19 protein-coding genes are annotated in these 16,601 nt (G+C 43.6%); 7 read left to right on the forward strand and 12 right to left on the reverse strand.

Annotated elements, in window-relative coordinates:
- Positions 1 to 2: 2 nt before the first annotated feature.
- From AB4161_RS04545 to AB4161_RS04570, 6 genes are all read right to left on the reverse strand, one after another.
- Positions 3 to 521, reverse strand: a complete 519-nt coding sequence (locus AB4161_RS04545) for a GNAT family N-acetyltransferase (protein ID WP_102333488.1) — start codon at positions 519 to 521, stop codon at positions 3 to 5.
- Positions 522 to 590: 69 nt separating this feature from the next.
- On the reverse strand, positions 591 to 1,055 hold the full coding sequence (locus tag AB4161_RS04550; protein WP_017062657.1) for an acyltransferase: 465 nt from the start codon (positions 1,053 to 1,055) through the stop codon (positions 591 to 593).
- A 118-nt stretch (positions 1,056 to 1,173) separates the two neighbouring features.
- A complete protein-coding gene (locus AB4161_RS04555) occupies positions 1,174 to 1,323 on the reverse strand; it encodes a hypothetical protein (protein WP_372082878.1) in 150 nt (49 codons plus the stop codon).
- Between the two features lie 94 nt (positions 1,324 to 1,417).
- Positions 1,418 to 1,774, reverse strand: a complete 357-nt coding sequence (locus AB4161_RS04560) for a hypothetical protein (protein WP_102534947.1) — start codon at positions 1,772 to 1,774, stop codon at positions 1,418 to 1,420.
- A 237-nt stretch (positions 1,775 to 2,011) separates the two neighbouring features.
- Positions 2,012 to 3,259 carry a RidA family protein gene (locus tag AB4161_RS04565; RefSeq protein WP_136981896.1) on the reverse strand — a complete coding sequence of 416 codons (1,248 nt, stop codon included), beginning with the start codon at positions 3,257 to 3,259 and terminating at the stop codon, positions 2,012 to 2,014.
- A 569-nt stretch (positions 3,260 to 3,828) separates the two neighbouring features.
- On the reverse strand, positions 3,829 to 4,713 hold the full coding sequence (locus AB4161_RS04570) for an AraC family transcriptional regulator (protein ID WP_017067592.1): 885 nt from the start codon (positions 4,711 to 4,713) through the stop codon (positions 3,829 to 3,831).
- A gap of 193 nt (positions 4,714 to 4,906) precedes the next feature.
- On the opposite strand from AB4161_RS04570, the gene AB4161_RS04575 reads away from it, so the two are divergent.
- The 6 genes from AB4161_RS04575 to AB4161_RS04600 all read left to right on the forward strand — a co-directional run bounded on the left by AB4161_RS04575 (position 4,907) and on the right by AB4161_RS04600 (position 10,861).
- Complete coding sequence (locus AB4161_RS04575; RefSeq protein ID WP_017062662.1) at positions 4,907 to 6,055, forward strand: iron-containing alcohol dehydrogenase; 1,149 nt, start codon at positions 4,907 to 4,909, stop codon at positions 6,053 to 6,055.
- 225 nt (positions 6,056 to 6,280) lie between these two features.
- Positions 6,281 to 7,027, forward strand: coding sequence for an amino acid ABC transporter ATP-binding protein (locus AB4161_RS04580; RefSeq protein ID WP_065583924.1), 747 nt, complete (start codon positions 6,281 to 6,283; stop codon positions 7,025 to 7,027).
- Positions 7,027 to 7,824 carry an amino acid ABC transporter permease gene (locus AB4161_RS04585; protein WP_102320751.1) on the forward strand — a complete coding sequence of 266 codons (798 nt, stop codon included), beginning with the start codon at positions 7,027 to 7,029 and terminating at the stop codon, positions 7,822 to 7,824. The genes AB4161_RS04580 and AB4161_RS04585 overlap by 1 nt, the downstream gene beginning before the upstream one ends.
- 12 nt (positions 7,825 to 7,836) lie before the next feature.
- Positions 7,837 to 8,646 (forward strand): transporter substrate-binding domain-containing protein, encoded by an 810-nt coding sequence (locus AB4161_RS04590; RefSeq protein ID WP_017067595.1) that lies wholly within the window; start codon positions 7,837 to 7,839, stop codon positions 8,644 to 8,646.
- A gap of 128 nt (positions 8,647 to 8,774) precedes the next feature.
- Positions 8,775 to 9,698, forward strand: a complete 924-nt coding sequence (locus AB4161_RS04595; protein ID WP_372082879.1) for an amino acid ABC transporter permease — start codon at positions 8,775 to 8,777, stop codon at positions 9,696 to 9,698.
- Positions 9,699 to 9,916: 218 nt separating this feature from the next.
- Entirely contained in the window at positions 9,917 to 10,861 is a 945-nt protein-coding gene (locus AB4161_RS04600) for an ADP-ribosylglycohydrolase family protein (protein ID WP_372082880.1), read from the forward strand.
- Positions 10,862 to 10,924: 63 nt separating this feature from the next.
- On the opposite strand, the gene AB4161_RS04605 is transcribed toward AB4161_RS04600, so the two are convergent.
- Positions 10,925 to 11,806, reverse strand: a complete 882-nt coding sequence (locus tag AB4161_RS04605) for a LysR substrate-binding domain-containing protein (RefSeq protein ID WP_017062668.1) — start codon at positions 11,804 to 11,806, stop codon at positions 10,925 to 10,927.
- A gap of 102 nt (positions 11,807 to 11,908) precedes the next feature.
- Between AB4161_RS04605 and AB4161_RS04610 the strand changes: the two genes are divergently transcribed.
- Positions 11,909 to 12,520 carry a LysE family translocator gene (locus tag AB4161_RS04610; protein WP_372082881.1) on the forward strand — a complete coding sequence of 204 codons (612 nt, stop codon included), beginning with the start codon at positions 11,909 to 11,911 and terminating at the stop codon, positions 12,518 to 12,520.
- Positions 12,521 to 12,588: 68 nt separating this feature from the next.
- Here the strand turns inward: AB4161_RS04610 and AB4161_RS04615 are convergent, their stop codons facing one another.
- From AB4161_RS04615 to AB4161_RS04635, 5 genes are all read right to left on the reverse strand, one after another.
- Positions 12,589 to 13,776, reverse strand: a complete 1,188-nt coding sequence (locus tag AB4161_RS04615; RefSeq protein ID WP_102333476.1) for a DUF1501 domain-containing protein — start codon at positions 13,774 to 13,776, stop codon at positions 12,589 to 12,591.
- 8 nt (positions 13,777 to 13,784) lie between these two features.
- Positions 13,785 to 15,146, reverse strand: coding sequence for a DUF1800 family protein (locus AB4161_RS04620; protein ID WP_372082882.1), 1,362 nt, complete (start codon positions 15,144 to 15,146; stop codon positions 13,785 to 13,787).
- 140 nt (positions 15,147 to 15,286) lie between these two features.
- Positions 15,287 to 15,739, reverse strand: a complete 453-nt coding sequence (locus AB4161_RS04625) for a GNAT family N-acetyltransferase (protein ID WP_372082883.1) — start codon at positions 15,737 to 15,739, stop codon at positions 15,287 to 15,289.
- A gap of 46 nt (positions 15,740 to 15,785) precedes the next feature.
- Entirely contained in the window at positions 15,786 to 16,208 is a 423-nt protein-coding gene (locus AB4161_RS04630; RefSeq protein WP_017067098.1) for an N-acetyltransferase, read from the reverse strand.
- A 99-nt stretch (positions 16,209 to 16,307) separates the two neighbouring features.
- Positions 16,308 to 16,583, reverse strand: a complete 276-nt coding sequence (locus AB4161_RS04635; protein WP_372082886.1) for a zinc ribbon domain-containing protein YjdM — start codon at positions 16,581 to 16,583, stop codon at positions 16,308 to 16,310.
- Positions 16,584 to 16,601 lie beyond the last annotated feature (18 nt).

Below are 16,601 nucleotides of genomic sequence, written 5' to 3' on the forward strand. Positions count from 1 at the left end.
ACCTAGTCAGCTAAAACCTTACGATAATAATGAGCATCTTGATGTTCTCCTTTAAACACCGCGTAGCTCTCAACATACTCGACCAATTCAAAACCGGTATTGGATAAGATTTTGTTGGAACCGATATTGCCCACTAACGCATAGGCATCAACATATTTAAGGTTGGTCTGTTCCTCCAAATAGAGTAGAAACTGCTTTACTGCGTTAGACGCAATGCCTTTTGAAGCAAAGGAACGACCTACTCGATACCCTAGCTCTCCACTATGGGCGATCTGGTCGATATCGCGGATGTTGATTCTTCCACAGACAGTGCCATTGGCATCTTTGATCAACATAGGAATCATCTCACCATTCTCGTATTCAGTTAGAAAGCTGGTGATTTGCTCGGTCACACCTGCATTTGAATAGAAGCTATCACCCCTAACTGGAATAAATTGCTCAAACCACTCTCGATTTTCGACCTCAAAATCCAAAAGCGCACTCGCGTCATTCGGTTGAAGTAAGTGTAAAAATACATCCATGACAAATACTCTAATGTTTCCCTAAAAAGCCGCACCTTATGATTCATGAACCACGGCTTATTAATACGGTTACGGTAAACCTCTCAATTTCTTGGCTGGGTTACCTGCGTAGATACCTTTTTCGGTGATGTCTTTCGTTACCACACTGCCCGCGCCGATTACTGCACCTTCGCAAATGCTGACAGACAGAACCGTAGCGTTAGAACCGATCGTGACGTTGTCAGCTATCAAGGTACGCCCCCAACTTTCAGGATTAGGATCTGGCTTGCCCTCTTTGAATAAGTCGTTGGCAAACATGACTCCGTGACCAACAAAGCAGTCACTTCCAATGGTCACATACTCACAGATAAAGGTGTGAGATTGAATCTTGCTTCTCGCACCTATCACGGTGTTCTTTTGAATCTCAACAAAGGGGCCAACGAACACATCATCTTTAAGCTCACAGCCATAAACGTTACTTGGCTCGATGATAGTGACATTCTCGCCACAGGTAATATCAGTAATCTGTGACTTTAATACTCTTGGACTTGCCATACTTCACTTCCTCTCGACATTAGCGTCACAATTCAACCTAAGAGATTGTGCCGTAGCCATTAAAGTGCAGCAAATAGATATGTTGAGAGTTGGCAATGGATCAGAAATTCTGCATAAATTAAAACAGTCCTACCAGCACAACTGACAACAGCACCCCACCGATAGAACTTGGGGCATGAAATGGCCGAGCCCGAGATTTAATGTACTCTTTCTCAAGCTCTTCTTGGTAAGTTTTAACGGCGAGTTCTTTTACGTAGTTATTTTGCATAATAAGCTCCTTCTTAATCAGTAAGAGAAGCTTAAGACTTGAAGTTAGGTTGAGGTAAAGCAAAAATTCAGATTAATTGAACACTTTAGTTTTGTTACTCGAGGACTACTCTGAACACATCGTTATTCACACCGCCAACATCCACTAACTCTCCCGGCTTCATAACAAGCGAGGCGTTCAGCTGTCGTGTTGAACGTGGCTCTTTCATTTCTCGAATCACTAACATATCGACAAAGTAGCCTGAGTTTTGCTTTGATATTGAGCCCGAGAAAGTAACACTCTCTTTTCTATTGGCTAGCACCGAATTAAATGTTTTATCCTCTAAAACACCTGCAGAGATGGATGTATCACCATAAAAAAGCGTGATAGTTGTCGGATCAGGCATTAGCTTTTGATTAGACGAACAACCCATAAGGGATAGGCACAGCAGTAAAATAATTCGAAATTGCATAAACTGGTTTTCTTTCGTTAAGCGTCTGTTTTTCATATTAAAACACTTCGACTTAATAATCACCATATGTCGGGTCGAAGCTTGGTTATATTGCTTCGAATAAGTTGTGTAGCGAGGCTTGGGATTGGCAGTATCTGTGGCGAGTTAGCAGATCAGACCGCCGGCTTATGTTTCGACTCAATGTTTAAGAGCTAAAGCTGGGATCTGATCGCTATTATCGAGAAGGGTGCAATTAATTTAAGCAACCACGTCTTGTGGTGGCGTACCTTCGCAGTTAGAAACGACGGCATCAATTTGAATTAGAGCATTCATAGGGATCTCTGAAACCCCAACCACCGTTCTTGCCGGTAAATCAGTGTTAAAGAATGCGGTGTAGATTTCGTTTACCGCATCAATATCTGAAATATCCTTAAGTTGAATATTAATTTTCACCGTATCGTCCATGCTATGGTCAACACTTTCAATTATCGCCTTAATATTTTTTAAACATTGTTCCGCTTGCTCTTTTACACCACCAGCAACAATTTCATTTGTTTTCGGGTCTAAAGGCAATTGTCCTGAAATATGATTGTAGTGAGAGAAAGCAACAGTATGCGAATAAGGCATGAATGGTGCTGCAACAGTATTATTGGTTTCAATAACCAGTAAGCGAGTGTCTTCTGGTAATTGCGGCGGTGTACCGTCACCATGTGAAACGGATGTATCAATTTGAATTAAAGCGCCCATTGGTAATTCAGCTGCGTTAACAACGGTACGAGCAGGAACGTAGCTTGGGAAGAATTTAGCACATATTTCATTTACCACTTCCGCATCTGCGATATTTTTTACGTAGATAGTCGTTTTAACCACATCATTCATGACATGTCCGATGCTTTCTAAAATAGCTTTAATGTTTGATAGACATTGGGCCGTTTGCGCTTCGATACCACCATCAACCAACTCACCTGTGGTTACATCTATCGGTAACTGAGCTGAAAGATTGTTGTAGTGAGAAAAAGCCGCAGTCTGCGTGGACACAGCACTTTGAGGCGCATTATCCGTATTCCTTGATACCTTAACTAGTGCGCAAGGTGCTTGTGGTTTAGTGCCTTCACCGTTAGAAATGAGAGCATCCATTTGAACCAGCGCATCGCTGCTTGGCAGTGCAGTGACACCCACGACAGTGCGTGTTGGAAGGCTGTTGTGGAAGAAGTTTTTGTAAACTTCATCAATAGCATCGATATCAGAAATATTCTTAACGAAAACATTAATCTTCACGACATCATCCATAACATGGTCGATGCTTTCAACAATCGCTTTAATATTATTCAAACATTGTGCTGCTTGATCTTTAATATCACCGATGACTATTTCACCCGTTTTAGGGTCAATCGGAAGTTGAGCAGAAAAGTTATTATAATGAGAAAAAGCGACCGTTTGTGTAGATACAGAATTAATTGGTGCGTTTTCAGTGTTTCTTGAAATTTTAATGATATCGCTACTCATCGGTATTATCCTTTAAATAAAATAGGTATACGTATTTATATTTAACAATCGTATTTGGAAGAATGATTAAAGTAGCGCCATGTTAAGTGAATTATTTTAGGGTAAACGTGATATCCATCAGACTCTCAGTTGACTATAAATCAGCAAGTTACAGAATAATTAGTCATCAGACGACTAATTATCCGTCGTACTAGGCTTTATCAACTGCTAAATTATCTTCAATTTTAAGTCTATTCAATAATCCTGAATACTCTCTCTGATAGTACGGTGAGTAATTCCAGAATTTTAGATAATATTTGATAGGTTGTTCACACTAAAACTTCGTTAATAGCTAAGTTAGTGAGTTTCTCCCCTATACCTGTGCATAAACTCTTAGGCTATTTAATTAATTATTTTCGAGAGCTTATTTTATATAAGTACGTTAATAATATATTCGAGAATCAAATACCTACAATCTAACAATGCCTATGATTAGATACATTTACTCATATAATTCAACAAATATGAGCAATCGTCACCATAGCTTTTGGCATTATAGCTCTCAACACATAGTTTCGTTGAAAGAAGAACTAAACCGCTCTTGGAGTAGTATTGAAGTGGCGCTTAAATTCGCGGCTAAATTGAGATGGGCTGGAGTAACCGACTCGACGTGCAGCATCACTAATACGAAGGCCTTCTAGTTGAATCAGCTCTTTCGCTTTGTTGAGTCTAACCTTTTTCAAGTATTGAAGAGGTGATTCAAAGGTGACATTACGGAATGCATTGTGGAAGGCAGACACGCTCATGTTGGCTTCGTCAGCAAGCGATTGAACGGTGATGGTTTGGTCGTACTCTTCATGCACTTTAGACAGCGCTTTGGCAACACGTGCGTAATGGCCATCATGATGAGCTAAATCAAACAGCACACGCCCTTCTGAACCGGTTAATGCGCGGTAGACAATCTCCGTTACCATGGCATCGCCCAATATGTTGGCCTCAATGTCGCAATGCAGCGTTTTCACCAATCGGGTAAAGCTCTCTAGCATTTGCTCTTCCATTGGCGTCGATTCTAAGCCACTCGAGTTCTGTTTGTGCTTGTTGCAGTAGCTCTCTAAGAAGCCTTGATCTTCGAGCTTTTTGACTAAGCTATGCAAGCGTTGAGAATCAATGCTAATCGACAAGCCAAGCAATGGTTCACCATTAACAGGCAAGGCTTCGCACTCTAACGGCATTGGCACACCCACCACAAGATAATCACCTGCAGCGTAAGTCACTGGCCTTTCGCCAATGTAGATGTTCTTTTTACCCTGTCCGAGCATGATAATGCCAGACTGGTAAGTAAATGGCTGACGCTGATTCCCGCCACTACTTCTATACAACCACACGCCGCTAATTTCAGTTTCTCTGATCCCTTCGAGATCATCCCAACCTTTGTGTTCTACATAAGACTGTAATAACTGAGCGAGTGTTTTCATAAGTGGCGACTTTCCATTCTAAGTGCTAAGAGTAAGTAAGCTAAAGCAGAGGAAGAATATCAAGTTTGTAGAAATAGGCAATTTATTTGGAGGAACAGCTCTTCATTGACCTAGATTACTGTACTAATATGCAAATATAGAAATTGAGCAATAAACCAAAATAACAAATTTCGCTTTACACAAGGAATCTCTGATGCAATTTACTTACGTTAACCCTACTGTTATCCATTTCGGCCAAGGCCAAATCAACGCTATCAGCCAAGCGGTTGATACTTCGAAGAAAGTACTGGTCATCTATGGTGGCGGTTCAATCAAGAGCAACGGTGTTTACGACCAAGTTGTAGAATCTTTGAAAGATCACTCTTGGATCGAGTTCTCTGGCGTTGAAGCAAACCCTACCAAAGAGACGCTAGACAAAGCAGTCGCTCTTGTTAAAGAAGAAAACGTAGAATTCATTATCGCTGTTGGCGGTGGTTCAGTAATCGACGGCTCTAAGTACGTTGCTGCAGCGGCTAAATATGACGGCGACGGTTGGGACATCCTAACGGGCAAACACCAAGTAACTGAAGCGACGCCAATCGGTGCGGTACTGACACTTCCTGCGACAGGTTCTGAATCTAACATGGGTGCGGTAATCACGCGTAAAGCGACTCAAGAGAAACTGGCATTCATGAACCCTGCAGTACAGCCTAAGTTTGCGGTTATGGACCCAGATGTAATGAAGTCTCTACCTGAGCGCCAGCTGATCAACGGATTAGTTGATGCGTGGGTTCACGTATGTGAGCAATACATCACGATGCCAACAGACGCAATGGTTCAAGACGGTTACGCAGAAACACTGCTTAAGAACCTACTTGTACTGGGTAAGCAATACGACGAGCGTGACAACGATGCATGGCGTGCAAACCTAATGTGGACAGCAAACCAAGCGCTTAACGGCCTGATTGGTACAGGTGTTCCTCAAGATTGGGCAACTCACATGATTGGCCACGAATTCACTGCACTATGGCACGTAGACCACGCACGTTCGCTTGCGATTGTTCAACCTTCACTACTTCGTAACCAAATCGAAGCGAAACGTGGCAAGCTAGAGCAAATGGGTCGTAACGTATTTGGCTTAGAAGCGGGTGCTGATTTAGCAGAACGCACAATCGCTGCAATCGAAGCGTTCTACCACAGCCTAGACGTAGCAACCATGTTCGACGGCTACGAAACAAACAAAGCAACGGCGATTGACAATGTTGTTGCTCAACTTGAATCACACGGCTACCTACAACTTGGTGAGAACCAAGCAATCACGCCAGAGAAAACACGTGAGATTCTAGAGTCTGCGATTCACTAAGAATCGGGAAAATAGAGAGAAAGTAAAGATATTGGTCATACAACGATGAATTTTCACATCTGACTGAACCCATTACTTTTTTCTTTCGTACAACAGAAGCAGCGTTCATTTTGGGCGCTGCTTTTTAATTTGCCCTACAAGATGCTATTAAATTCTCATAAGTCCCTAATTTTATGTGCAATCATATTTCTATATTGTTAAGGTAAACCTGTCTCTTTACTAGGTATGAACAACGATTTGAACAATCTCAAGGAAATGGTTAAGTTTAAGTCACTTAACAAGTGGTATGGTGATTTTCATGCCCTAAAGGATATCGATTTAAATATTGAACAAGGAGAGATAGTGGTGATTTGCGGGCCGTCTGGTTCGGGTAAATCAACCTTGATCCGTTGTATCAATCAGCTAGAACCTTTCGAAAGTGGCGAACTTTCCGTGCTAGAAAAAGTACTCCCGGGTAAGTTCAACACACCGGGCCAAGTCGGAATGGTGTTTCAGCACTTTCATTTATTCCCCCATCTTACCGTGCTTGAGAACCTTACTCTTTCTCCAATTCGTACGCTTAAAAAAAGCAAACAAGAAGCCGAAAAAATAGCAATGCACTATCTCGAGCGTGTGCACATTGCAGAACAAGCCAACAAATACCCAGTGCAACTTTCTGGCGGTCAGCAACAACGCGTGGCTATCGCCCGTTCCCTGTGTATGAAGCCGGAATTACTCTTGTTTGACGAACCCACTTCAGCGCTTGATCCGGAGATGATCAACGAAGTGCTCGATGTGATGGTTGAACTGGCGAGCGAAGGCATCACTATGGTGTGTGTGACCCACGAAATGGGCTTTGCAAAACAAGTGGCCGACCGCGTTATCTTCATGGATGAAGGACAAATTGTGGAATCGAATACCCCACAAGCGCTCTTTGAAAACCCTCAACATGAACGTACTCAAGCGTTCCTAAATCAGATCCTGACTTATTGATGTTGATTCGAATTATTAAACCAGCCCTTTCCGCTCTAATACAAATTGTTGTACTAGTGGCCGCTGTTGTCTGGATTCTCGATTCTGGCGCACAAACCATGGGATACAGCTGGCAATGGGAGCGCGTGCCGGACTATATTGCTTTCTATGAAGATGGCGAATGGTGGCCTGCAGAGTTAGTTGAAGGGCTACTGGTTACCATCAATATCTCTCTGATTTCTTTGGTTGCAACGCTGGTGATTGGCTTAACCACAGCCCTATTGCGAAACTCCAATTCGGTGGTTGGACGCACCTTAGCCACCAGCTATGTTGAGTTGATTCGTAACACGCCGTTATTAGTACAAATTTATTTGCTCTATTTTGTATTTGGCCCCGTATTAGGGCTGGATCGTTTTAGCACTGCCGTTTTAGCCTTGGCACTTTTCCAAGGCGCTTACACCGCCGAGATATTTCGTGCTGGTTTAAATGGTATTGCGAGAGGACAATTTGAAGCAGCTCAATCCTTGGGCTTATCAAAGACCTATACTTACTGGGATGTGATTCTTCCTCAGGTGGTGCAACGCACCTTGCCACCTTTGACCAATGAAGTGATCTCTCTTATTAAAAACTCTTCAATTGTGAGTGTCATGGCTATCTTTGACCTAACAACCGAAGCCAGAAACATAGTTTCTGAAACCGCGATGCCATTTGAGATTTGGTTCTCTGTGGCGATCATTTACCTTGCACTTACACTTTCACTTTCTGCCGTTGCAGCTTGGCTTGAGCATAAGCTCGGAGCTAACTGGCGAACACAATAAGGATTTATCAGCATGAAGCTATTTAAAACCGCAATTACAGCCCTACTTGCGCTTGCCGTCAGTTTGCCTGCACTTGCTTCTGAAACGCCTAACCTAGACAAAATAAACGAACGTGGCTCTCTACGCGTTGGTATGTCGACATTTGTTCCTTGGGCGATGCGTAACAAACAAGGCGATCTTGTTGGCTTTGAAATCGATGTAGCAAAACGTCTTGCTGAAGATTCTGGCTGGAAAGTTGAATTCGTACCGACGGCATGGGATGGCATTATTCCTTCTCTACTTTCGAACAAGTTTGATGTAATCATTGGCGGTATGTCTATCACTGAAGCTCGCGCTAAAAGCGTATTGTTCACTGAACCTTACTCGCACTCTGGCGTTCAACTGGCAGCGAATAAAGAGCTAGCAGAAGGTTTTACACAAATCTCTGATTTTGATTCTCGCCGTGTAAAAATTGCAGCGCGTCGTGGTGCATTCACAGTGCAAGTAGCTCGTGAAACCTTCCCTAAAGCGAAAGTTCTACAGTTCGATGACGATGCTCAAGCATTCCAAGAAGTATTAAACGGCAACGCACACGCGGTTATCGCGTCTAGCCCGAAACCAGAACACGAAGCGATTAAAAACGCAGACACGCTATTTATTCCATTCGAAGAACGCCTATCAAAAGGTAATGAAGCATTTGCAGTTCGCCTAGGTGAAACTGACAAGACAGAATTCTTCAACGAGTGGATCAAAGCACGTACTGAAGACGGTTGGTTGAAAGAGCGTTACGAGTACTGGTTCTCTACTCTAGATTGGCAAGACCAGATTGCTCAAGGTCAGTAATCAGAACTTTTGCTAGTGAATCGAGGCAGTGCATTGTTTGCGCTGCCTTGTTAAAAACAACGAGATAGCTATGACCTCATAGCCACCTCTCACAACACATCAATTATTATCGTTTAAACAGGAATGACGTGAGTAGTACTAGCGCATTAACAACACCTAAGCCCAACGTTCATATGAAGCCTTGGTATCAACGCCTTAACCTTTTAGATGGCGTGTTACTAGCTGTCATTTGTGTGTTTGCAGGCTGGCTTTATTATCGTTCCGCTGTTGGTATTAACTACCAGTGGCGCTGGGAAGATGCGTTTACCCTGATTTTCATTCCGCCTTCTCAAGGCAATATTCCTTACTTTTTCCAAGGCTTGATCGCGACACTGCGCTTGAGTGTTTGGAGTATGGTGTTAGCACTCTCTTTTGGTACATTACTTGGCGTTGCAAGGCACTCTAAAATCACTTTCTTTCGTACCCCTGCACTGATTTTTATCCAGTTGGTTCGAAATATTCCGCCGCTGGTGTTTGTCTTCATATTCTATTTTTTCGTTTCAAACCAACTGATTCCATTACTTGGTTTAGAAAGTATCTTGCGTGAACACAACGGCGATATTAACGCTGTTCAAGCCTTTCTGTTTGGTCCTGCTAACCTTTGGGAAAACTTGGCGTCTGGTGTTATCTGTATTGGTTTGCTCTCTTCGGCTTACATCGCAGAAGTGATTCGAGCTGGCTTAGAAAGTATTCCTAAAGGGCAATGGGAAGCGGCCGATTCACTCGGCTTATCGGCGTTGTCTAAGTATCGATTTGTGGTTGGCCCGCAAGTATTAACGGCCATCACACCGCCTTTAGCAGGTCAGGCAATTTCTCTAGTAAAAGATACCTCGATTGTATCCCTGATTTCGATTCAAGAGATGACATTTGTTGGCACTGAAATGGCGAACTCTTCCGGTTTGATCTTCGAGATCTGGCTGATTGTTGGTGCGGTTTACTTCGCGTTATGTTTCACCCTTTCACGTATTTTCAAAGTCATTGAACAACGCTCGAGTGTTTACCTTAACCGCTAGTGTCATTGTTTATTTAGACGTGTATTCAAGCGTCTGTTAGATGTCAACATAGCCACCTAAGTCATAATATTCATCCACTTACCCTGATTGGTTTAACTCATTGACCAATCAGGATTAATTGCTTGAAAACTCTCTACTGAAACACAGCAAACCCATCATTTAGTCACTATACTTGAAGTATCAAATTCCATTGGATCTTCTCAAGGACTTCACTCAGCATGGACAATCATAAAGAAAGAGCTTTTTACGCCGTTGTTGGCGCATTGGTTGGAGACGCCGCTTCCATGGGGCTGCATTGGTTGTATGACCAAGAGAGGATCTTGCACGTGGCGGGTTTTGAACCAGAATTTCGCTCACCAAACCAGTTCGATTATCAAGACAAAGGCTACTTCGCCCACCAAGGTAAAACCGCTGGCGACCAATCACAATACGGTGCTCAGTTATTGGCGATGGTCGATAGCCTAGCCGATAATCAACACTACGACGAAGCGAGTTACATTAAGCACTTCCGTTTCTGGTTTGATTTTGGTGGCAGTTGGCAAGGTTACATTGATAAAGCGACTCGTATGAGCTTGCTGAACATACATAAACTAGAGCTAACAGAAGCTCCAATCACAGCCTGTGGCGCTGATGACACCCAGCTACCTGCTGTTTCAAAGCTAATTCCTTTAGTGGCGTGTACTTACACCTCTCACACCTTACCGGCAATGGTAGAGAGTGCGGTACGAGTCACTAATAATAATGATAAAGCGGTAGAGTGGGCACAAGCCATCACCCTACTGATTCAAGCCGCGATACAAGGCAATTCACCATTACAATCAGTAGAGATGGTACGACAAACCTGCAGCAAGTTTATACACGATCAAATCGATGAAGCCCTCTCAGCGCCTGAGCTTTCAATAACAGATGCCGCGAAGAAGTTTGGATTGCATTGTGAACTGAGTGCCGCGTTCCCCTTGCTGATTCGCATTATTGCAGGTGCTCAGAGTTATCAACAAGGCATTCGCGACAACATCTTATGTGGTGGTGACAGCTGCGGTCGTGCGATTGTAATTGGCGCGGTATTAGCGGCGTGTTTCTACGAAGGAGATGGCGAAATTCCAACCGAATGGCTAAAACAAGTCGAACTCAATGGTGGCGTGCTGTCTTTGCCTATTGAGTGATTTCCACAACAACGAACTAGAGCCTGACATAAGACAAGCACACTTCTAGGTCGGATGTCGTTCCTATAAAGTTGGAACACACTGCGATAACTCATTCTTCAGCCAAACAACAAACGGGCTTTCTGGCTCTTCATGGTTGCTATCTTGCGTGAGCAATATGTACTGGTGACCAGAAGGTACGAAGCCAAACGGCGCGATCAAGTTACCTCTTTCAAGATCGTCGGCGACAAGTGGATAAGACCCAAGCGCTATGCCTAACCCATCGACAGCCGCCTGAAAGCAAAAGTAGAAGTGTGCAAATGTTTGGTTCGCTCGAGCTTTTGACCACTCTCCACCATTAACTTTATCTATAGTGATAGCACCCCAATGACTCCAAGCACCTGGCCGTGTACTGCTGTGCAGTAATTTCACATCATCTAAGTTATCTTTTACCTGCTGCCAATAACCCGGGGAACACACAGGGCCTACCCACTCTTCAACTAGTGGTATCTGTTCGTAACGCTCGGTTAATTTAAAGTCATCTCGGCGAATCGCCATATCGAGCCCTGTCGCATTCAAGTTCACAGGCCCACCAGCAGTCGACAATCGAACATCAATTCCGGATTCGTTATAGAAATCACCGAGTCGAGGCATTAACCAACGCATGGTCAATGTGGGTTCGCATGAAACTTCCAACGCTTGATGATTCAGCTGATTAAGCTTATGGACTCCAGTCTCCAAGGCTTGGAACGCTTGCTCTGTGTAACCTTTGAGTAATTCCCCTTCTTTGGTGAGACACACATTCCTGCCCTGTTTGTAGAACAAAACTTGGGATAAGTGATTTTCCAATACCTTGATCTGCTTACTCACCGCGCCATGTGTGATATTGAGTTTATCCGCCGCTTCACTGTAACTACTCGAATGCGCTGCTACGTGGAAAATATGAAATGCTTTCAAATGTCTCATGTGTGATTTTTTCTCACAGATAGGTGGAAGTCATTTCGATTATAGGCAGCAATAAAAAACCATACAATGCTGGCTCATCAAATATAAAGAGTTGGAGTCATTATGGAGTGGTTAATCCTAGCAGTATTGGGACTATTGATTGTTATCAGCCCAGGCGCTGATTTCGTTTTAGTTTTGAAAAACAGTGTCAACCAAGGAAGACAAGCAGGGATTTGGACTGCAATCGGTGTGAGTTTAGCGATTTGTGCTCACATCAGTTATTCAATGCTTGGGATCAGTTACTTAATCTCACAGAATGAGCAGCTGTTTGACATGATTAGATACGCAGGTGCAACCTACCTTATTTATCTAGGGCTAAAAGGTATCTTGAGTGCGGACAACAAGCTTGCACCGATGGAAGATGCAAAGCAAAGCACCAGTGTTTGGCGCTATTTAGCCCAAGGCTTCTTATGTAACGTGATCAACCCAAAAACCATGTTGTTCTTTTTGAGCATCTTCAGCCAAGTCATCTCACCTGATGCAGAAAACCAGCATGTCGCGCTCGGCTATGGGCTTTACATGATCGTTCTTCACGGTTTATGGTTTGGCGTTGTCGCTATGCTGTTTACTTCGAATACATTGCAAAAGCGTCTATTGAGAGCAAAGAAAAGGCTTAATCAAGCATGTGGATTTGGCTTAGTGACGTTCGGAGCACTGTTGGCGATTAAATCGTAAACAAGCGAGTCACAAATAGAGAGCGATTCAAACGACTGAATCGCATCTAACTGGGTCTTGGTAAAACTCTAAACAAGATTCATCGGTCTAATATCGGCACTATCAGGGAAGATAGCGTTGAGTTGTTTCACTTCTATCGATAAATGTCGGTTGAGCACACCCTTGATAACCGAACGCATATCAGTCGTTGGACTAAGGTCTCGGCCTTCATATAGCTGGCTTTGGCTCAAGCCCGGCCAATTGGTAATAACCTTACCACCCGCTCCTTTCAACGATGGCAGCGCACCACCCGCAACAAACATGACGTTGCCAGTGCCATGGTCGGTGCCTTTGGTGCCGTTTTCTTTTGCTGTTCGACCAAATTCACTGGCCGCGATGATCACTGTCTTCTGCCAACGATCACCTAGTGAAGCTTTGAGAGCCGCTAACCCAACATCCAAAGTTTTAAGCTGATTACTCAACCGTCCATTTACGTTGCCTTGATTGGCGTGAGTGTCCCACCCACCGAGTTCTAACGCTGCGATGTTTGGTCCGTTATCAGCCGACAATATGTCGCCTGTTTTACCCATCAATGATTTAAACTGTTTGCCGACACCTTGGTCGCCTACCAGTTGATCTATCTTCATGACACTTTCAAAGTTTGAAGACAGCATTTGGTCACTTTGAAACAACTCTTCCAGCAGTTCCGTTTGTTTATCACGTGTTTTTAAGCGGTTTGGGTACCAACTTGCAACGGTCGATTCGCCCTGCATGATGAGTGGTAAGCCCGAATCAATCGCTATTCCATCGTATTTTTCTGAGCTCAACGTGAGTAAACGGTTAATCCACCCTACGGTGTTAAACGGGTCGGAAGTGCCATTCTCCAATATCTTCTGTCCATCAAAATGTGAGCGCTCGCGATAAGCGGTTGAACAAGCGTGTACAAAGCTGAGTTCGTTACTCTCATACCATTGATGGCATTGCTTTAGGGATGGGTGAAGCCCAAAGAAATCATCCAACTTCACTAGCTGTTCAGGTTTTAATCCGATGTTGGGTCTCAAATTAGAGTAATCCGGATCGGCATGCGGCACTACAACATTTAAACCATCCATCGCGCCACGCAGTGATACCCAAATGAAGATATTGTCTGAACCTGTTTTGGCAAAGCTTGGAAATGGCAGCATCGCACTGACGCCAACAGCCGCCGCAATACCCATGAACTGGCGGCGGTTAATACTATGTGGCGCTTTATTCTGAGAACAATCTGACTTTTTCATACCCACTCCTAACGATATTGAAACTGCGGACTTAGCCACAACAGGGAAAGTTGCATTGCAGCGCTGTCGGCTTTGTTCAATACAATTTGGGTGTGTTCATCAATAGCATCGCCATATAAACCCGCGATCACTTTATCCACTACCGCTTTCGGCTTAACTCCTGACGCTTTAGCCGATTTTATTGCAGCAGACGCAAGCCTATTCGCAACTTGCATACGTTGAGTCAACGCCGAAGGGCTATTGTAGTCTCTGTCTTGATCCGACCAGCCTGCAGGTGAACCCGGTTTAAAAGGAGGCTGCCCTAAATTGTTGAGTGCATTGAATGCCTGTTTCTCGTTTAAAGAAATATCGGCACTACGAAGAACGGCAAACAGCCACTCCTTCGGCGGTCTAAAACGATTAGGGTTAGGTTTACTCGCCTCAGCGCTGTTCAATAACAAGCGATAGATAGGCAGTAAATCTCCCTCGCCTTTCAGATATTCAGCAACCATTTGCTCTGAGAGTTCTTTAGATATGTCGCCAATGAAATGCTGGCAAAGCTTATCAACCAAGTGCGCAGCAGTGTCTTTGTGGGTCGCTAAGGTTTTTAAACACGACTCTCCTTGCGAGAACCCGGATTGAGAATAGGACTTTCCAAGCAGTGTGATACTTCCTGGCTCATGCAGATTATTAGCGAATCGAAAACCAGCATCAGGAGATTTGAATTTAATGCCCCAGCCTGAAATGCCTTTTGCTAAAGCAATAACATCTTGCTGAGTATAAGAACCGTCAACGCCAAGAGTGTGGAGTTCTAAGATCTCACGAGCGAGGTTCTCATTGAGCCCCTTATTACGGCGCTTTCCGACTTTTGAATTGGGACCAATCGAGAGTTGATTATCGAGATACAGAAGCATCGCAGGATGTTTAGAAGAAGCCATCAGCATCTCGCCAAAGTTACCATTCCAATGCTGGCGAACCACATCGTTTTCAATGCTGGCGGCCAAGGGCATCAGTTTTCGATTATCGACCGAGATGGCGAAGTGATTGCTCCAAAACTGAATGATGCGCTCTTGAAAACCATAAGGAGTTTCAACACTTTGTAGGTGGCGAGCTTGAGCTTGTTGTCGATACTGCGTTCGAAGAAAAGACTGCGCTTCTTTCTTCGTGGCTTGCATCTGTTGTTCGTCACCCTTGGCCTTCATTCGTTGTACACGATTCTCTCCTACTTTAATCAGAGTAGATTCAGTACTCGGTAAGTCTTGTATAGCTTGGTGAACGAATGGCTTTTTATCCAACTGTTCTACAGGAGAATAATAGGTTGTTTGACCTAGTTTTGGCCCAAAGCCAAACCTTTGTTCACCCACGATTTTTGAAGTCGGGTAATAATTCATTGCACACTCCCTTACGCTCGATCTTTTCTAAGTGTAATCGCTTAGTCATCAAGCATAGGGAGCTTTACAAGGTTTTACGTTAGATAAGTGTCAGGTGCCTATCAAGTTACCGACACGGTGTGATCATTTTGAATGAGTGTCTATTTACGCCACATATAGACAAACTGCTCGTTCTGAGAGGTGATTTCAAAGCCAAACCTCAAGTACAACTCCCCAACTCGATTACCTTTTAGGTAACAAAGTTCGACGGGTTTATTGAGGCTGTCAGCCTTAGTTAAGCAATCTTTCAGTACTTGGCTACCAATGCCCTTTCCATGATAATCAGGCAGTAAGAAGAATCGGCAAAAATAGAAGTGTTCGCCTTTGTCTTGCAACAACACACTGCCAATCGCCTTGCCTTGATATTCAATGATTTCAGGTCGTTCTTCTGCCCACTCTTCGGCGTGTATATCTCGTTGAATTTGCTCATCCCAGCCAAATACGGCTTTGATCGGTTCAAACTCAGCGGCTTTCTTGAGCTCAAACAGAAATTCATAATCTGATGACTGAGCAGCTCTTGTTGAATGCGAAAGAGCAGCTTTAACCATGTCCATATGATGTTGATTCCTGTTACTTTTCTACCGGGTTTAGTTATCAAGCTTAAGATAAGTGCATGGTGTATTCTTGATGTCCTGTGTGCTCATCAGTTTGTTCGCTCACAATAGAGAAACCTTGAGACAAGTAGAACTCAATGGTCGCTTGGTTCTCTTTATACACATTCAAAGACAGATTCGGGCATTCAAGCTTCGCGTGTTGGATAAGTTGCTTACCAACACCACAGCCTTGATGCTGTGGGCTCACAAATATCGCCGCTAAGATACCTTCATAAAGCGAATAAAAGCCACAAACCTCACCGTCTACTTGATACACGTAAGTTATTGATGCAGGAATGTATATGTCGCGCATATTACCTACTTGAGACTCCCAGAACTCAGGAGCCACAAAGTCATGCGCCTTGATCGAGGCGGTTAACCAAATATCTAAAACGACCTCAATATCAGCTGGGTTGTACTCTCTAATCATCTTAATTCTCTAAAATTATTGCGTTTTAATATGCGAATAAGTATGTCGAGAAGCGACTTAAACTTATTGAAGATTTACGACAATTATTTGAAACAATGGTTACTGCTTCTTAACGTACTTCGCCGTAACCAGCATTTCACCGCCACCATCCAGCTTGCAATCTAGTTGGTGATCTTTGCCTTCATTGATGCGTCGAATCACAGCTTTAGTACCAATTTTCAATACGCTAGAACTGCCTTTAATTTTTAGATCTTTAATGAAGGTAACTTTATCGCCGCTTTCCAATACAACACCATTCACGTCCTTAACACGCGCGGCTTCTCTTTCTAAACGCTCTTCTTCTGGATTCCATTCATAGGCACACTCAGGGCAGATTCATAGACAGGATCTTAA

Source organism: Vibrio sp. 10N.286.51.E5 (assembly GCF_041469125.1).
GTDB classification, from domain to species: domain Bacteria; phylum Pseudomonadota; class Gammaproteobacteria; order Enterobacterales; family Vibrionaceae; genus Vibrio; species Vibrio crassostreae_C.